The following is a 17,021-nucleotide window of genomic DNA, read 5'->3' as shown; positions in this document are numbered from 1 at the left end:
TGGGCCCGCGGGTGGGCCATTTCACTGTAGGTTGACCAAATGCCTTCCACCATGGTCACCGTCGACGGCTTTCCGGTGCCGGTCGACGTGGCCGGCCCCGACAAGGGTTCCGTCGTGGTGGTGCTTGGCGCGGCGCACCACGCGCCGTCGGCCTATGACGCCGTCTGTCAACGACTGCACACCGCGTCGCTACGGACCGTCGTCATCGGCCCCGACGCCCGCCTGACGGCGAAGTCGGTTGTCGGGATCCTCGATGCGCTCGACGTGCGATGGGCGCTTCTGGTCGGCGACCGCAACGGCGGCGAACTGGCGTGGGAACTCGCCGCCACCCGGCTGGACCGGTTCATCGGCTTGGTGGTGATCGACCGCGGCCATCCGTGCGTCGCCGACCTCACCGGCGTGATCCGCGATGAGCACTGCCCGCCTGTGGAGATGAACACCACCGCGCTTGTCAGCACACCCGCCGCCCGGGCAGTCGCCAAGGCCAGCCAGCGCTACGTGTATGGCGACTTCCGGATGGTCGACCTGCTGGGACGCCGCAACGCCGCGGACTCCACCGCACAGCTGGCAGCCGAAATCGTGCTGCGCACCAGCAGCTGGTAGTCGCTAATGCGGCGGCTCCTCGGGTGTCCAGGCCTGGGGCAGCGCCGGACTACCGGGAAAGAGGAAGTCGACGAAAGCCTTTGCGGTGGGCTGTGGCTCGTGGTTGGCCAGCCCCGGTCTCTCGTTGGCCTCGATGAACACATAGTCGGATCCGGTGACATCCGGCACCAGCAGGTCGATCCCGGTGACCGGGATTCCGATGGCTTCTGCGGCCGCCACGGCCACCTCACACAGATGCGGGTTGACCTCGGCGGTGACGTCGTGGATCGTGCCGCCCTGATGCAGATTGGCAGTGCGTCGAACTCGCACACGATGCCCTTCGGTCAGCACATCGTCGAACGACCAGCCCGCTTCGGCGACCGTCGCTTCGGTGACTTCGTCGAGCGGAATTCGCGATTCGCCGCCGGTCGCAGCCGCGCGTCGCCGGCTCTGCGCCTCGATCAGCTCGCGAAGGGTGTGATGCCCGGTGCCGATCACTTCGGCGGGCTTGCGCAGCGCGGCGGCGACGACTTTGCCGTCGATCACCACCAACCGCAGGTCATCGCCGGTCATTCGCTGCTCGATCAGCACCTCGGGGTGCTGCTCGCGGGCCCGCGCCAGCGCGGTTTTCAACTCTTCGGGGCCGTCGACGCCGACCGTGATGCCCTTGCCCTGCTCCCCGCGAGTGGGTTTGACCACGACGTCACCCACCTCGCCGAGGAAGGCGTGGTCTGCTTCGTCGAAGGTGGCCAGCCGTCCCTTGGCGACCACGATTCCGGCCTCCGACACGATGCGGCGGGTCAACCGTTTGTCGTCGCATCGGCTCATGGCCACCGCGGAGGTGTACTCCGACAACGACTCTCGGGTCACGACGCTGCGCCCCCCGTGTGAGAGCCGTATCTCACCGGCTTCGGCGTCCAGTACCTCTACCCAGATCCCGCGGCGCATCGCTTCGTCGGCGATGATTCGTGCATACGGGTTGAGGTCGTCGACCGTCTCCGGCGGGTGGGTGAACAGCGGTTCGTTGATTGCGTTCTTGCGCTTGACCGCCATCACCGGCACGCGATGGAACCCCAGTTTCTCGTACAGCGCGATCGCGGCGGCGTTGTCGTGTGCGACGGACAAGTCCATGTAGGCCCTGCCACGATTGCGATAGATGTCGGCAAGCGCGCGGGTCAAAGCGGCGCCGACACCGGGAAGGCTGGTGGTGGGATCGACGGCCAGCGTCCACAGGCTCGATCCGTCTTCGGGGTCGGAGAACAACCGCTTGTGGTCCACGCCGGTGACGGTGCCCACCACGGAGCCGTCATCGTCGCGAACCGCGACCAGATAGTCGACCGGTTCGCGGTGTTGGTGGTTGTCCCACAGGACGTCGACGGGCCCGGGCACCATCCCGCAGCGGACGTAGACGCGGTTCATCGCGTCCGCATCCGTGGCGCTTTCCAGGGTGCGGATGGTGAACCCGCTCGGCGACACGACGGGCTCGTCGTCGTCGGCGAACCGCAACCGATAGGTGTGGCTGGGGTCGATGAACAATTCGGCCGGTGCCTTGGCTACCAGTACCTGGGGTTCGCGGGCGTACATGCATATGTCGCGCCGGCCTGGCCCCTCGTGCCGAAGCACCTCGGCGAGTTTCTCCGGATCGGCAAATGTCTGGCCGAATATCAGCCTGCCCCAACCCATTTCGAGTACCACGTCGTCAGCCATGGCGTCAACCATGTCTGGCGGCGACGCGTCATGCAGGCCGAGCGTGATGGCCTCGGAATGTCCTTGGTTGGGCTCGAGAGCGGTCATGCGGCCGCCCCGTTGATTCCGTGGCGCTGCAGCCACAGCTCCAATAGCGCGATCTGCCAGAGCTCGTTGCCGCGCAGTGGGGTGAGCCTGCCGTTCGGGTCGGCGAGCAGCCGGTCGACGGCCTCGGGACGGAACAGCCCGCGTTCCTTGGCGGCCGGCGCGTACAGCGCGTCTCGAACCAGGTCGAGGTAGGGCCCTTCGAGATGGGTGAGCGCGGGCACCGGGAAGTAACCCTTGGGACGGTCGATCACGTCGGCCGGTATCACCCTGCGCGCCGCCTGCTTGAGCACGCCCTTGCCCTGGTGTGCGGTCTTGAGCTCGGGTGGACAGGTGGCGGCCAGCTCGACGAGCTCGTGGTCGAGGAACGGCACCCGGCCCTCGAGGCCCCACGCCATGGTCATGTTGTCGACCCGCTTGACGGGGTCGTCCACCAGCATCACCGTGGTGTCGAGCCGCAACGCGCGGTCGACGCCGGTTTCGGCCTCGGCATGGGCGAAATGGTCGGATACGAACCGCTCGCTGGGATCGTCGCTGGTGGCCAGATGTGGTGACACGAGCGCTGAATACCCGGATTGGTCGCGATCGAAGAACGCCTTGCGGTAACTGGCCACCGAGCCCTCCACCGAGGCGGCGTCCGGATGGCCCATCGGTGGATACCAGTGGTATCCGGCGAAGACCTCGTCGGCGCCCTGCCCCGACTGCACGACTTTGACGTGCTTGGCCACTTCTTGGGACAGCAAGTAGAAGGCGACGCAGTCGTGGCTGACCATCGGCTCGCTCATCGCGGCGATCGCGCCGTCGAGCGCGGGCAGCATCCGGTCGGTGCCGATGCGGATCTGGTGATGGTCGGTGTCGAAGCGTTGGGCGATGATGTCGGAATACCGGAACTCGTCGCCCTCGACGCCGCCGACGGACTCGAAGCCGATCGAGAAGGTGGCCAAGCCGTGCTGGCCGGCTTCGGCCAGTAGGCCGACGATGAGGCTGGAGTCGACGCCGCCCGACAGCAGGCAACCGACAGGCACGTCGGCCACCAGCCGACGTTCCACGGCCGTCCGCAGCGAAGCGAGAACGGCTTCCTCCCAATCCTTTTCGGACCAGTCGGCGCGATCATTGCGGCGGGTGAAGTCCGGTTCCCAGTAGGTCGTCGTGGTGCGGCGGCCGTCGGGCTCGATCGCGACGAGCGAGGCGGGCGGCACCTTCGTCACGCCGCGCAGGATGGTTCGCGCCGGCGGGACGACGGAGTGGAAGGTGAGGTAATGGTGCAGCGCGACGGGGTCGATGCGGGTGTCGACTCCGCCGCCAGCCAGCAGCGCCGGTAGCGACGAAGCGAACCGGATGCGCTTTGGGTCTTCGGTCAGGTAGAGGGGTTTGATGCCGAGCCGGTCGCGGCCAAGGAGCACGCGCCCGCTGTCGCGCTCGACGATTGCGAACGCGAACATGCCGTAGAGGCGGTCGACGAACTGGTCACCCCAGCGGTGGTACGCCTTCAGCAGGACCTCGGTGTCGCTGTGGGAGAAGAATCGATAACCGAACTCGCTCAGTTCCCGCCGCAGCTGCTTGTAGTTGTAGATGCAGCCGTTCCAGCAGACCGCCAGGCCGAGCTCGGAATCGATCATCGGCTGAGCACCCGCCTCGGAGAGGTCGATGATCTTCAGGCGGCGATGCCCCAGCGCGACGCGGCCGCTCGACCACACGCCAGCTCCGTCCGGACCCCTGCGCGCCATCGCCCCGGCCATGGCCGCGACCGCCGTCACATCCGGTGTCTGGCCGTCGAGCCGCACCTCCCCGGTGGCTCCGCACACCCATTCGACCCTACCGGGCCGGGGCGGCGAAGTGAGAGTCGCTCCTAGGAGACACCCTCCAACTCATGACCCGTTTCGTCGATCTGCCTGATCGGGCCCGTGAACCACTTCTTCACCGAGGCGTGCCAGTAGATCCACAGCAGAAGGAGCACACCGCCGACGAGCAGCGGTGTGTAGTTGACGAACTTCCACTCAAAGCTCGGGTCCCACGGCATTCCACCCAACGACGTCGGGAACATCGCCACCACTGAGGTGATGAGAATCTCGATGATCGCCACGGGCGCCATCCACTTGTGGTGGCCCTTCAGGTTCCAGTTGCCCGGCTGAAACGAGTCGCCGGCCTTCCAGCGGTAGTAGATCGGGACCGCGAAGCACAGGTACAGGCCGACGACGCCGATCGACACCACGGCGAAGAACGCGACAGGAACCGGTGCGCCGTTGATGTCGACCTCGACCAGCGCTGGCAGTGTGATGATCGCCGCGATCACCGCCGTCACGATGACCCCGTTGGCGGGCACCCTCTTCGAGCTCACCTTCGACCACAGCTGATGGCCCGGTACGGCGCGGTCCCGGCTGAACGCGAACAGCATGCGCGAGGCGCTGGTCTGGCAGGCCGTCGTGCAGAAGAACTGACCCGCGGTCGAGATGAACAGCACCAGCGCGACCCATTTAGAGCCCATGGCCTCGTTGAAGATCGTCACCACGGCGCCACCGCCGGCGGATACGTCGTCGGAGTTCTGAATGGCGAACAGGAAGGTCAGCAGCAGGACCCAGCCGCCGATGGCGGAGTAGAAGATCGACTGCCAGATACCCCTGGCTGCCGCGTTCGCCGCGCTCTTCGTCTCCTCTGACAAATGCGCCGACGCGTCGTATCCGGTGATCGTGTACTGGGTCAGGATCGCCGAGATCGGCAGCACGACCAGCAGGAATCCGAATCCAGAGGTGGAGCCGCCGAACATGCCGCTGTTGTTGACGGTCTTCGCGAACACATCGCTGAAGCTTGCGTGCTGCTCAGGAACCAGCCACAGGATCACGATCACCGCGGCCGCGCCCGCGACATGCCACCACACCGAGATGTTGTTGATGATGGCCAGCAGATGGGACGAGAAGATATTGACAAGTGCTGAAATCGCCAAGATGACGATGAACAGCACGAAGGTCCTCGTCAGGCTGTAGCCGTTGAGCCACGTCTCGCTGAACGTGCCCAGTGTCAGGTCCAGGAACGTCGCGCAGCCGTACGCAACCGATGCCAGGATGGCGATGAGCCCGATCAGGTTCAGCCAGCCGGTGTAATAGCCGGCCTTCGGGCCGCCGAGTTTGCTTGCCCACCAATAGATCCCGCCTGAGGTCGGGAAGGCCGAAACCAGCTCCGACATACACAGGCCAATGATCAGGATGAAGATCGACACGACCGGCCAGCCCCACGCGATCGCCGCTGGGCCGCCGTTGTTCCAGCCGAGGCCGAACGAGGTGAAGCAGCCCGCGAGGATCGAGATGATCGAGAAGGAGATCGCAAAGTTGGAGAAGCCTGACCAGGACCGCTGCAACTCCTGTACATAGCCCAGACGGGCGAGGTGCTTCTCGTCCTCGTTGTGAAGTTCGTGGTCCTCGAGTTGTTCGTGGCCCTCTGGCATGGCGGCTCTCCTAACTGGGCTCTCAGCGCTGTGTGGACGGGCGGTGGCTGCATAGGGACAATAGATCGCTATTGGTCTGGTGTCCTACCTTTGAACGTGACAGTTTGGTCAAATATCTAGGTGAACGCCTCGCCGGCAAATTTCAATGGTTGACTGCACGTCATCTGTCCCTGCAGAGGAAGGTCCGCATGACCCCCACATCAGGCATGCTGCCGCAGGCCGACCTCGAACGACTGGTGGGCGCCGGTGACATCGACACCGTGATCGTCGCGTTCTGCGACATGCAGGGGCGGCTGACCGGCAAGCGGGTGTCGGCGCGCTTGTTCGTCGAGGACGTCGCGGCGCACGGCGCCGAGTGTTGTAACTACCTGCTCGCCGTCGACGTGGACATGAACACCGTCGACGGCTACGCGATATCCAGCTGGGAGACCGGCTACGGCGACATGGTGATGACGCCCGACTTCTCGACGCTGCGCCTGGCGCCGTGGCTGCCCGGCACCGCGATGGTGATGGCCGACCTGTCCTGGACCGACGGCAACCCGGTAACCCAGGCGCCGCGCAGCATCCTGAACCGCCAGATCGATCGCCTCGCGGAGCGGGGCTTGGTGCCCTACGTCGGCACCGAGCTGGAGTTCATGGTGTTCGACGACAGCTTCCGTGACGCATGGGCGGCGGGCTACCGGGGGCTCAAGGCTGCAACGGACTACAACGTCGACTACGCGATGCACGCCTCGACGCGGATGGAGCCGCTGCTGCGCGATATCCGGCTGGGCATGGATGGCGCGGGCATGTACTGCGAGGGCGTCAAGGGCGAGTGCAACTTCGGGCAGCAGGAGATCGCGTTCCGCTACGACCACGCGCGGGTCACCTGCGACAACCACACGATCTACAAGAACGGTGCCAAGGAGATCGCCGACCAGCACGCCAAGAGCCTGACGTTCATGGCGAAATTCGATGAACGCGAAGGCAATAGCTGCCATATTCACATTTCATTGCGGGGCGACGACGGCAGCGCGGTGTTCGCCGATTCCGACGACGAGCTGGGCATGTCGCCGATGTTCCGCAGCTTCATCGCCGGTCAGCTGGCGACGCTGCGCGAGCTGACGCTGTTCTATGCGCCGAACATCAACTCTTACAAGCGCTTTGTCGAGGGCAGCTTCGCGCCGACGGCGATCGCATGGGGAATGGACAACCGGACCTGCGCGCTGCGGGTGGTCGGGCACGGGCACGGCATGCGGATGGAATGCCGCGCACCCGGCGGCGACGTCAACCAGTACCTCGCCGTTTCGGCGCTGATCGCGGGTGGGCTGTACGGCATCGAACGCGAGCTCGAGCTGCCGGAAGCCTTGGAGGGCAACGCCTATACCAGTGGCGCGGAACGCCTGCCCACCACGCTGGCCGACGCGGCGGCGCTGTTCGGCAAGTCCGAAGTGGCGCGGGAGGCGTTCGGCGACGACGTCGTCGAGCACTATCTGAACAACGCGCGGGTGGAGCTGGCCGCGTTCAACTCTGCTGTGACGGATTGGGAAAGGGTGCGTGGCTTTGAGCGGCTCTGATTTCAGCGCGAGCAGACGCAAAACTGCCCAATATCCCACCAAAATAGGCAGTTTTGCGTCTGCTCGTGTGGAGAAGACACGCCCGATGATCGGCCTGACCACGTATCTGCAGCAGGCGCAGACCGGGGTGTGGGATGTGCGCGCCAGCTTCTTGCCGGCCATCTACATCGAAGGGGTCAACCTGGCCGGGGGGATCGCGTCGCTGCTTCCGCCCCAACCCGTCGACGACGACATCGCCTCTCGAGTGCTTGACGGACTGGACGGTCTGATCATCACCGGCGGGCGCGATGTCGACCCGGCAAGCTATGGGCAACATCCGCATCCGGCGACCGACGAAGCCATCGCGGACAACCGTCAGCGTGACGCCTTCGAGTTCGCGTTGGTCAACGGTGCTATCCGGCGCGGCATGCCGGTGCTTGGGATCTGCCGCGGCGCCCAGGTGATCAACGTCGCCCTCGGGGGCACACTGCACCAGCATCTACCGGACGTGATCGGCCACACCCATCACCAGCAAGGCAACGCCGTGTTCGCGACGTCCGCCGTGCGTACCGTGCCCGGCACGAGGCTCGCGGCGTTGATCGGCGAATCCTCTGATGCGCAGTGTTATCACCACCAGGCGATCGACCGCCTCGGTGACGGCCTGATCGTGAGCGCCTCGGATTCCGACGGCGTGATCGAGGCGGTCGAAATCCCCGGGGAGCACTTCGTATTGGCGGTGCAGTGGCATCCCGAGGAGCGGCTGGATGATTTGAGGCTATTCGCCGCCGTCGTGGAGGCCGCGGCCGCGTATGCGAAAGAAAGGATAGACGCTTGACCACCAGTGACGTCATCAATCCCGCCACCGAGGAAGTGCTGCGCACGGTCGAGCACACCGATGAGGCGGGAGTCGACGACGCGGTAGCGCGCGCCAAGGTGGCGCAACGTGAGTGGGCTGGATTGGCGCCGGCCGAGCGGGCGGCCGCGTTGCGGTCTTTCGCCGCAGTCGTCGACGCACATGTCGACGAATTGGCGCAGCTGGAGGTCGCCAACTCCGGGCACCCGATCGGCAACGCGACGTGGGAGGCCGGACACGTCCGCGACGTCCTTCAGTTCTACTCCGCCACTCCGGAACGCTTGTCGGGCAAGCAGATTCCGGTGGCAGGTGGACTGGACGTCACGTTCAACGAGCCGCTCGGCGTAGTCGGCGTGATCACCCCGTGGAACTTCCCGATGACGATCGCCGCGTGGGGATTCGCGCCCGCGTTGGCCGCCGGAAACGCCGTGCTGGTCAAGCCGGCGGAGTGGACGCCGATGACCACGATCCGGCTCGGCGAGCTCGCCGTCGAGGCCGGCATCCCCGCTGACCTCTTCAGTGTGCTGCCGGGCAAAGGTTCGGTGGTGGGGGAGCGCTTCGTCAGCCACCCTGATGTCCGCAAGATCGTGTTCACCGGATCGACGGAAGTCGGAACAAGGGTGATGGCCGGAGCGGCCGCACAGGTCAAACGGGTCACCCTCGAACTCGGCGGCAAGAGCGCCAACATCGTGTTCGATGACTGCGACCTGGAAAAGGCTGCGGCGACCGCACCCTACGGGGTCTTTGACAACGCCGGTCAGGACTGCTGCGCCCGCAGCCGAATCCTGGTGCAGCGCAGCGTCTATGACAGGTTCATGGAATTGCTGGAGCCCGCCGTCAAGGGTGTGGTCGTCGGTGATCCCCGCTCCAAGGACACCGAGATGGGACCGCTGGTGAGCAAGACACACTGGAACACCGTCGCGTCCTATGTGCCTGACGATGCGCCCGTCGCGTTCCGCGGAGATGCGCCATCGGGGCCCGGCTACTGGTTCCCGCCGACCGTGCTGACCCCGCAGCGCAGCGATCGCACCGTCGCCGAGGAGATCTTCGGGCCAGTGGTCACGGTGCTGCCGTTCGACGACGAGGCCGATGCCATCGCGGTCGCCAACGACACGCCATACGGCCTATCCGGATCGATCTGGACCGACAACCTGTCGCGGGCGTTACGCGTTTCGCGTGCCGTGGAATCCGGCAACCTCTCGGTGAACTCGCACTCGTCGGTGCGTTACAACACACCGTTCGGCGGGTTCAAACAGTCGGGGCTGGGCCGCGAGCTCGGTCCCGACGCGCCGCTGTCCTTCACAGAAACCAAGAACGTCTTTTTCGCGATCGGAGAAGCCTGATGGATTTGACGCAACGACTCGCCGGCAAGGTCGCGGTGATCACCGGCGGCGCCGGAGGAATCGGACTGGCCACCGGACGGCGCATGCACGCCGAGGGCGCGACGATCGTCGTCGGCGACATCGATCCGACGGCGGGCAAGGCCGCCGCCGATGAACTCGACGGACTGTTTGTGCCCGTGGACGTTTCAGACGAAGCCGCCGTCGACAACCTCTTCGACACCGCGGCCGACACCTACGGGACGGTCGACATCGCGTTCAACAACGCCGGTATCTCCCCACCCGACGACGACGTCATCGAGACCACCGAACTGCCCGCGTGGCAGAAGGTCCAGGACATCAACCTCAAATCGGTATACCTGTCATGCCGGGCAGCGCTGCGGCACATGGTGCCGGCGAAGAAAGGCTCGATCGTCAACACCGCCTCGTTCGTCGCGGTGATGGGCTCGGCGACGTCGCAGATCTCCTACACCGCGTCGAAGGGCGGCGTGCTGGCGATGTCGCGAGAGCTCGGAATCCAGTACGCGCGCAGCGGGATCCGCGTCAACGCGCTGTGCCCAGGGCCGGTGAACACGCCGCTGTTGCAAGAGCTTTTCGCCAAGGATCCGGAGCGCGCGGCTCGGCGACTGGTGCACGTGCCAATGGGCAGGTTCGCCGAGCCCGAGGAACTGGCGGCCGCGGTGGCGTTCTTGGCCAGCGACGACGCGTCGTTCATCACCGGCTCGACCTTCCTCGTCGACGGCGGCATCAGCGGCCACTACGTAACCCCGATGTAGACCATGTCTGCCGACCCGGACGTCCCACTGGCTCAGGCAGGATTCGGCGCAAAGGCGGCGGCCGAAGCACTGCTGCGCCCGGTGCGCCCCGGGAATGCGTTCGAGGACACCGTCGAGCGGCTGCTGCAGACAATCCGGCTCGGTGTGCTGCAGCCGGGCGAGTCCCTCCCGCCCGAACGTGAACTCGCCTCAAGGCTCGGCGTCAGCCGCGACACCGTGCGGGAGGCGATCAAATCACTTGCCGACGCCGGATATCTGGTGTCGCGACGGGGCCGGTACGGCGGCACGTTCCTGGCCGACGAACTGCCGCGGCACACCGGCGACAGCTCGGGTGTGACGCGTGCAGAGATCGACGACGGGCTGCGGCTGCGGGAGATTCTCGAGGTCGGTGCGGCGCGGATGGCCGCAAACCGCACGCTGACCGCAGCGGAGCGCGAGATGCTGTGGTCGCGGCTGGCGGACGTCCGCGGTGCGGTACCCGACGACTACCGGCGGCTGGACTCGCGGCTGCACCTGGCGATCGCGGAGGCTGCAGGATCACCGTCGCTGGTGCCGTTGGTGGCGGAGAACCGGATGCGACTCAACGGCCTGCTGGATCAGATTCCGTTGCTGCCGCGCAACATCGCGCATTCCGATGAGCAACACGAGGCGATCGTCTTGGCGATCCTTGCCGGCGACGGTGAGGGCGCCGCGACGGCGATGCTGGCGCATGTCGCGGGATCGGCCGCGCTGCTGCACGGCTTCCTGGACTGAAGGACAGATCGGCGTCGTTGGATACGTCGTTGGATACGAGGAAGGAGGATCAGATGATCGAAGTATTGCCAGACATGCCGGAGGGAGTGACCGGCATCCGGGTGTCGGGCCGGCTGCTTGGTGACGACCTGCGCGAGTTCAAGCCCGCGATGGACGAGCTGCTCAAAACAGGCGAGATCAGGATCGTGGAAGTCATCGCGTCCGATTACGAAGGCTTCGGCCCCGGCGGCTTGGTCGAGGACCTGAAGCTGGGCCTCGGTGCTCTCGTCCAGCATCATTCGGCCTTCAAGCGAATCGCGGTGGTGTCCGACAAGGAATGGGTCGCCCGAACGCTACATGCGCTGGGGTGGATGGTGCCCGGCGAGCTCGCCCTGTTCGGCCTTGACGAACTCGAGCGCGCCAAAGAGTGGGCTGCCGGCTGAGGTCAGTACTTCTGTTGAGGCGGTTTGTATTTCAGCGCATACCGATAGAAGTCGGCATTCTTGAGCTGAGCGGCCGCCGCTTCGTCGACGACGACCGTGGCATGCGGATGGAGTTGGAGGACCGAGGCGGGCAGCTTGCGGTGAGCGGACCTTCATCGAAAGGCCGTAGCGACCAAGCGCGGCGCTTCGGCCCTGTTCACGGCTTCCTGGACTAAATTCGAGGTGTGGCGCAGCCCGGCAACCAGACGCAGGTCAAGCGCGCGACGTCGGCGTTGGCCGATGTCGACACGACTGGCTGGACTCAGCGCTTCGATTTGCTCTCCGATCCCAACCGGCTGGAGATACTGCTGGTCCTGCACCGCGCGCCTGGGATCTGCGTCGGCGACCTGGCGACGGCGCTCGGCCGATCAGAGAACGCGGTCTCGCAGGCGCTGCGCGTGTTGAGGCAGCAGGGCTGGGTCAGTTCGACGCGGGTGGGCAGGCTCGTCAGCTATCGCCTCGAAGATGAAATCGTGCATGACCTACTGCACTGGATCGGTGCGCGGCACGGCTGATGAACGCGCCTCGCGTGTTGACTATGGATGATCCGCTACTCGCGGATCGTCCTGACCTGGCTGCCGCAGGAGATCTGCCCGCCCACACGCGCATCGGCAGTTGGATCGAGCGGCTCATCGTGTCCCGCACATTGGCGCCCGGCGACAAACTGCCGTCCGAGGTCGAGATCGCCAACGCGCTAGGTGTGAGCCGGATGACGTTGCGCCAAGCCCTGAGCTCGATCGAAGCCAAGGGCCTCATCGACCGCCGGCGGGGGCGTTTCGGCGGGAACTTCGTGGCGGCGCCTCGGTTCGACTTCGACCACGCCAGCTTGCCGGGTTTCACCGAGCAGATGCGCAGGATCCATGTCGAGGCCGGCGCCGAGGTCCTGAGAGCGACGACGCATCGCCCCGCTCCCGACGTTCGCGACGCGCTCGGCCTCAAACGCGGCGATCAGGTCCACGAGATCCTCCGCGCCCGGTCCGCCAACGGTGAGCCGATCGTGCTGGAAGAGGCATATCTGCCGGCGGCGATCTTCCCGGGACTGCGCAGCGCGAACCTGACCGGCTCGCTGTACGCGCTCATGGGGGAGTACGACGCATCGCCCTTTTTCGCCGACGAAGAGATCGAGGCGACCGTCGCCACCACGGAGGTGGCCGAGACCCTCGGCGTGGAGCCGGGCAGTCCGTTGCTTCTGATCACGCGGACGTCCTACACCGAAAGCGGCCTGGCCGTGGAATTCTCGCGTGACTACCACCGCTCCGATCGCGCACGGATCCGCATCAAGTCGAGGGCGGACGGTCCGGCGCCCGCGCGCGACGCCAGCCCCTGAGCTCGTCCTGCACAAGTCGGGTCGAGAGTTCGGGCACGATCGCCGACGCGGTGGTGCCGAGCTCCCCGCCGGGCTCCGGAGCGCCGACGGCGATACAGCGCATGCCGGCGGTCAGTGCGGCGCGCACGCCCGGCACAGAGTCCTCAAAGACGAGCACATCGTCGGGCCGGCGCCGTAACAACCGCGCCGCGGTGAGAAAGCCCTCTGGGTGCGGCTTGCCGTTGCTGACATCCTCTTCGGTGATCACGATGCCGAACAGCTCGCCGATCGGGCTGGCCTCCAATACCGCCAGGACGTCGTCGCGCTGGGCTCCGGTGACAATGGCGACGGGAATATCGTTGTCCGCCAGTAGCTTCACCAATTCGACGGTGGCGTCGGTGATCGGCGACTTGTCGGCTACGCGTTGCTTGTACACGCCTTGGCGCAGCCGGAGCAGCTCGGTGACCTCCTTCTCGGTCCCGCGTCCATGCCGTGAGATTGCGCGCTCGATGATCTCGCGATCACTATGGCCCAGCAGCTCCTCGCAGTAGTCCTCGCGCGTCATGTTCCAGCCGAGGTGTGTCAGGAAGAGCTCCCGGAAGATCTCGAAAAGAATGGGCTCGTCGTCGGACAGGGTGCCGTTGAAATCGAAGATGACGGCAGGCTGATCACTGCGTAACCATGCCTCGATCACATCGCGGGCGAGCACGGCAATAGTCTAGACCTTTAGCGGTTACCCGTTTACAGTGAACTCGATGTCGAATCTTCCGACCGACGCCGAGCTCAATGCGCTGCTGGACGAAGTCCCGCTGCTAGCCGGTCGGCCGCGGCAGCTGGAGGAACTGTCCGGCGGCTTGACCAATCGCAATGTCAAGGTCACCACACCCGGCGCGGTCTACGTCGCCCGCTGCATCGACACCAGCCGCAACTTCCTGGGCATCGACCGCGACGCGGAGTTCTACAACACCAAAGCCGCCGAACAGGCAGGCGTCGGCGCGCCGGTGATCGACTACCGCCCCGACCTCGGCCTCTTGTTGCTGGGCTACCTCAACGGAAAGACGTTGTGCAACGACGACTTTCAGCGGCCTGGGCTCATCGCCAAGGTGGCCGCAGGATGCCGGGCGTTGCACTCCGGACCGCGTTTCCGTGGGCGCTTCGACATGTTCGAACGCCAGCCCGCATACCTCAAGACGGCTCAGGGCAACGGCTTCACGATTCCGCGCGACTACCTCGACTACGCCGACATATTCGCCCAGATCGGAAAGGCGCTGACCGCCACCGACCAGACCACGGTGCCGTGCAACAACGACCTGCTGGCAAATAACTTCATCGAAGACGGTGAGCGGGTCTGGATCATCGACTACGAGTACTCCGGCAACAACGATCCATGCTTTGAACTCGGCAACATATGGAGTGAATGCGGTCTGTCCACTGAGCAACTGAAAGAACTGGTGACTAGCTACTACGGTCGCCCGCTGCGCCACAAGATCGCCAGAGCCCACCTTCAAGGCATCGTCGCCAAGTACGGGTGGACCCTGTGGGGTTGCATCCAGAGTGCTTCCAGCCCACTGGAGTTCGATTTCTGGGCGTGGGCGATGGAACGGTATGAGGCCGCCATCGCCGAATTCAAGAGCCCGCACGTCGCCCGGCTGCTCGACGACGTATATGCCACCGACTAGACAAGGACATTCAGTGGCCACCAAACCGCTTCCGGACCGCGCCCACGTCGTGATCATCGGCGGCGGTGTCATAGGCACGAGCGTCGCCTACCACCTGACCAAGTTCGGCTTCACCGACGTCGTACTGCTCGAACAGGGCCAGTTGTCCTGCGGGACAACGTGGCACGCGGCTGGGCTCGTCGGGCAATTACGGGCCTCAGAAAGTGCGACCCGCCTTGTGCAGTACTCGACGCAACTGTATGCCGAACTTGAAGGCGAGGTCGGGCTGTCCGCCGGATATAAGCAGTGTGGGGGAGTGACGGTCGCGCGGACCGAGGACCGAATGATCCAGCTGCGCCGCACGGCCGCCAATGCCGCCGCGTTCAACATGGAATGTGAGCTGCTGACACCGGAGCAGGCGTTCGAGCACTACCCCGTGATGCGCGTCGACGATCTGGTCGGCGCGATCTGGCTGCCGGGTGACGGCAAGGCAAACCCGACCGATCTGACGCTTGCGCTCGCCAAGGGCGCGCGGATGCGCGGCGCCAAGATCATCGAAAAGGTTCACGTGCTTGGTATTTCGGCCAATGCCGGTCGGGTTAGCGGTGTACGAACAGATGCCGGCGACATCGAAGCCGAGATTGTCGTCAACTGTGCTGGGCAGTGGGCCAAACACGTGGGCGCGATGGCGGGGGTCAACGTCCCGCTGCACTCGGCCGAGCACTTCTACGTCGTCAGCGAAGCCATCGACGGTGTGCACCCCGACCTTCCGATTCTGCGGGACCCCGACGGCTACACGTACTTCAAGGAGGAGGTCGGCGGCCTGGTAATCGGCGGGTTCGAGCCGGAAGCCAAACCGTGGGTGGCGCCGGACAAGATTCCCTACCCGTTCGAATTCCAGCTTCTCGAGGAGGACTGGGAACACTTCGAGATCCTGATGAACAATGCCCTCCTCCGAATTCCCGCGCTCGAGGTGACCGGCATCAAGAAGTTCTACAACGGGCCGGAAAGCTTCACGCCCGACAATCAATTCATCCTCGGCGAGGCGCCCGAACTCGCGAACTTCTTCGTCGGCGCCGGATTCAACTCCGTCGGCATCGCCACCGCTGGGGGAGCCGGACGCGCACTGGCCGAATGGATCGTCAACGGAGCGGCGACCAGCGACCTGACCGGAGTCGACATCCGCCGCTTCGCGCCATTCAACGGCAACAACCGTTGGCTGCGAGACCGGGTAGCCGAAGTACTCGGCATTCACTACGAAATCCCTTGGCCCAATCGGGAAATGACGACCGCGCGGCCATTCCGCCGTTCGCCGGTGCACCACCTGCTGGAGGCGGCGGGTGCCAACTTCGGCAGCAAGATGGGCTGGGAGCGCGCGAACTTCTTCGCACCCGACGGTGCAGATCCGACGATCGAATACACCTGGGGTAAGCCGAACTGGCTTGAGTGGTCGGCCGCCGAGCAGATCAACGCGCGAACAAACGTCACTCTGTTCGACCAAACCTCGTTCTCGAAGTACCTGCTCGTCGGTCGCGACGCCGAGGCGGCGCTGCAGTGGCTGTGCACCGCCGACGTCGGCGTCGAGGTCGGGAAGTCGGTCTACACCGGAATGCTCAACGAGCGCGGCACTTACGAGTCCGATGTGACGGTAACCCGCACCGGCCCCGAGGAGTTCCTGATCGTCAGCAGTGCGGCCACCGCGGAACGCGACAAGGACCACATCGGCAAGAACCTTCCCGCCGGTGCACACGCCACGCTGGTCGACGTGACATCGGCCTACGCGGTATTCGGCGTGATGGGGCCCAAGTCGCGGGAGCTGCTGGGCATGTTGACCTCGGCGGATCTCTCCGACGCAGCGTTCCCGTTCTCGACGAGCCAGCAGATCTCGCTCGGTTACGCGACCGTGCGCGCGACGCGGATCACGTACGTGGGCGAATTAGGCTGGGAACTCTACGTTCCCGCTGAGTTCGCCGTCGGCGTCTACGAGGACCTGATGAACGCCGGCGTGCAGTTCGGTGTCGGTCGCGGCGGCTACTACGCGATCGAGTCGCTGCGACTTGAGAAGGGCTACCGCGCCTTCGGCCGGGAGCTGACGCCGAGCGAGAACCCAGTCGAAGCCGGATTGCTGTTCGCGTGCAAGCTGAAAACCGATATCGGCTTCCTCGGCCGTGAGGCGGTCGAAAAGGCCAAGGCGGAAGGACCACGCAAGAAGCTCGTCGGATTCACGGTCGGTTCACATGAGGCGATGCTGTGGGGAGGCGAGCTGATCCTGCGCGACGGCGCCGTCGCGGGTCAGGTGACCTCGGCGGCCTGGGGCGAGACGACCGGCTCCTGCGTCGGGCTGGCCTACGTGCGGGCCACCGACAACGCGGTGATTGGCGCCGATTGGGTGAATACCGGCAGCTACGAGGTGAACGTGGGCGGGCAGCTATACCCGGTCTCGGTGGCCCTTAAGCCGCTCTACGACCCGACAAACGAGAGAATCCGCCCGTAGCGGTAGGACGAACGACACACATGAACATCTGTT

15 protein-coding genes and 1 pseudogene are annotated in these 17,021 nt (G+C 65.2%); 11 read left to right on the top strand and 5 right to left on the bottom strand.

Going from position 1 to position 17,021, the window contains the following annotated elements; all coding sequences use genetic code 11:
- Nucleotides 1–39 precede the first annotated feature (39 nt).
- Nucleotides 40–603, top strand: a complete 564-nt coding sequence (locus VJV41_RS04610; RefSeq protein ID WP_325331566.1) for an alpha/beta hydrolase — start codon at nt 40–42, stop codon at nt 601–603.
- Nucleotides 604–606: 3 nt separating this feature from the next.
- On the opposite strand, the gene ngg is transcribed toward VJV41_RS04610, so the two are convergent.
- The 3 genes from ngg to VJV41_RS04595 are packed head-to-tail and all read right to left on the bottom strand — an operon-like array spanning nt 607 to nt 5,812.
- Nucleotides 607–2,376 carry an N-acetylglutaminylglutamine synthetase gene (gene ngg / locus VJV41_RS04605; protein ID WP_325331564.1) on the bottom strand — a complete coding sequence of 590 codons (1,770 nt, stop codon included), beginning with the start codon at nt 2,374–2,376 and terminating at the stop codon, nt 607–609.
- Entirely contained in the window at nt 2,373–4,178 is a 1,806-nt protein-coding gene (locus tag VJV41_RS04600) for an N-acetylglutaminylglutamine amidotransferase (protein WP_325331562.1), read from the bottom strand. The genes ngg and VJV41_RS04600 overlap by 4 nt, the downstream gene beginning before the upstream one ends.
- A 44-nt stretch (nt 4,179–4,222) precedes the next feature.
- Entirely contained in the window at nt 4,223–5,812 is a 1,590-nt protein-coding gene (locus VJV41_RS04595; protein WP_325331559.1) for an amino acid permease, read from the bottom strand.
- Between the two features lie 188 nt (nt 5,813–6,000).
- Here VJV41_RS04595 and VJV41_RS04590 point away from each other — a divergent pair, with 188 nt between their 5' ends.
- From VJV41_RS04590 to VJV41_RS04565, 6 genes are all read left to right on the top strand, one after another.
- Nucleotides 6,001–7,368 (top strand): glutamine synthetase family protein, encoded by a 1,368-nt coding sequence (locus tag VJV41_RS04590; RefSeq protein ID WP_325331557.1) that lies wholly within the window; start codon nt 6,001–6,003, stop codon nt 7,366–7,368.
- 85 nt (nt 7,369–7,453) lie between these two features.
- On the top strand, nt 7,454–8,182 hold the full coding sequence (locus VJV41_RS04585) for a gamma-glutamyl-gamma-aminobutyrate hydrolase family protein (protein WP_325331792.1): 729 nt from the start codon (nt 7,454–7,456) through the stop codon (nt 8,180–8,182).
- Entirely contained in the window at nt 8,179–9,543 is a 1,365-nt protein-coding gene (locus VJV41_RS04580; protein ID WP_325331555.1) for an aldehyde dehydrogenase family protein, read from the top strand. Before VJV41_RS04585 ends, VJV41_RS04580 begins: the two co-directional genes overlap by 4 nt.
- On the top strand, nt 9,540–10,316 hold the full coding sequence (locus tag VJV41_RS04575; RefSeq protein WP_325331790.1) for a 3-oxoacyl-ACP reductase: 777 nt from the start codon (nt 9,540–9,542) through the stop codon (nt 10,314–10,316). The genes VJV41_RS04580 and VJV41_RS04575 overlap by 4 nt, the downstream gene beginning before the upstream one ends.
- A gap of 3 nt (nt 10,317–10,319) precedes the next feature.
- Nucleotides 10,320–11,069: a FadR/GntR family transcriptional regulator gene (locus VJV41_RS04570; protein WP_325331553.1), complete on the top strand. Its 750-nt coding sequence runs from the start codon at nt 10,320–10,322 to the stop codon at nt 11,067–11,069.
- Nucleotides 11,070–11,122: 53 nt separating this feature from the next.
- Entirely contained in the window at nt 11,123–11,491 is a 369-nt protein-coding gene (locus tag VJV41_RS04565) for an STAS/SEC14 domain-containing protein (protein ID WP_325331551.1), read from the top strand.
- 2 nt (nt 11,492–11,493) lie between these two features.
- On the opposite strand, the pseudogene VJV41_RS04560 reads toward VJV41_RS04565, so the two are convergent.
- Nucleotides 11,494–11,648: pseudogene (locus tag VJV41_RS04560) on the bottom strand (glucosamine-6-phosphate deaminase); the annotation flags it as partial.
- Nucleotides 11,649–11,715: 67 nt separating this feature from the next.
- Between VJV41_RS04560 and VJV41_RS04555 the strand changes: the two are divergent.
- Together VJV41_RS04555 and VJV41_RS04550 are read left to right on the top strand one after the other, a co-directional pair.
- On the top strand, nt 11,716–12,045 hold the full coding sequence (locus VJV41_RS04555) for a metalloregulator ArsR/SmtB family transcription factor (protein WP_325331549.1): 330 nt from the start codon (nt 11,716–11,718) through the stop codon (nt 12,043–12,045).
- A gap of 23 nt (nt 12,046–12,068) precedes the next feature.
- A complete protein-coding gene (locus VJV41_RS04550) occupies nt 12,069–12,857 on the top strand; it encodes a GntR family transcriptional regulator (RefSeq protein WP_325331547.1) in 789 nt (262 codons plus the stop codon).
- On the opposite strand, the gene VJV41_RS04545 is transcribed toward VJV41_RS04550, so the two are convergent.
- Nucleotides 12,808–13,545, bottom strand: a complete 738-nt coding sequence (locus tag VJV41_RS04545) for an HAD family phosphatase (RefSeq protein WP_325331545.1) — start codon at nt 13,543–13,545, stop codon at nt 12,808–12,810. The genes VJV41_RS04550 and VJV41_RS04545 overlap by 50 nt on opposite strands.
- Before the next feature lie 46 nt (nt 13,546–13,591).
- On the opposite strand from VJV41_RS04545, the gene VJV41_RS04540 reads away from it, so the two are divergent.
- Together VJV41_RS04540 and VJV41_RS04535 are read left to right on the top strand one after the other, a co-directional pair.
- Nucleotides 13,592–14,515: a choline/ethanolamine kinase family protein gene (locus tag VJV41_RS04540; protein WP_325331542.1), complete on the top strand. Its 924-nt coding sequence runs from the start codon at nt 13,592–13,594 to the stop codon at nt 14,513–14,515.
- A gap of 13 nt (nt 14,516–14,528) precedes the next feature.
- Complete coding sequence (locus tag VJV41_RS04535) at nt 14,529–16,988, top strand: FAD-dependent oxidoreductase (protein ID WP_325331540.1); 2,460 nt, start codon at nt 14,529–14,531, stop codon at nt 16,986–16,988.
- Nucleotides 16,989–17,021: the final 33 nt, after the last annotated feature.

It is taken from the genome of Mycobacterium sp., assembly GCF_035274705.1.
Classification (GTDB): Bacteria; Actinomycetota; Actinomycetes; order Mycobacteriales; family Mycobacteriaceae; genus Mycobacterium.
The sequence above is the reverse complement of the archived record's forward strand: the minus strand, read 5'-3'. Positions and strand labels throughout refer to the sequence as shown.

What these genes read in the sequence shown, in the direction of transcription:
- VJV41_RS04610 (WP_325331566.1), top strand. Translation starts at nt 40, where the DNA reads ATGCCTTCCACCATGGTCACCGTCGACGGCTTTCCGGTGCCGGTCGAC.
- ngg (WP_325331564.1), bottom strand. Translation starts at nt 2,376, where the DNA reads ATGACCGCTCTCGAGCCCAACCAAGGACATTCCGAGGCCATCACGCTC.
- VJV41_RS04595 (WP_325331559.1), bottom strand. Translation starts at nt 5,812, where the DNA reads ATGCCAGAGGGCCACGAACAACTCGAGGACCACGAACTTCACAACGAG.
- VJV41_RS04590 (WP_325331557.1), top strand. Translation starts at nt 6,001, where the DNA reads ATGACCCCCACATCAGGCATGCTGCCGCAGGCCGACCTCGAACGACTG.
- VJV41_RS04585 (WP_325331792.1), top strand. Translation starts at nt 7,454, where the DNA reads ATGATCGGCCTGACCACGTATCTGCAGCAGGCGCAGACCGGGGTGTGG.
- VJV41_RS04570 (WP_325331553.1), top strand. Translation starts at nt 10,320, where the DNA reads ATGTCTGCCGACCCGGACGTCCCACTGGCTCAGGCAGGATTCGGCGCA.
- VJV41_RS04565 (WP_325331551.1), top strand. Translation starts at nt 11,123, where the DNA reads ATGATCGAAGTATTGCCAGACATGCCGGAGGGAGTGACCGGCATCCGG.
- VJV41_RS04550 (WP_325331547.1), top strand. Translation starts at nt 12,069, where the DNA reads ATGGATGATCCGCTACTCGCGGATCGTCCTGACCTGGCTGCCGCAGGA.
- VJV41_RS04540 (WP_325331542.1), top strand. Translation starts at nt 13,592, where the DNA reads ATGTCGAATCTTCCGACCGACGCCGAGCTCAATGCGCTGCTGGACGAA.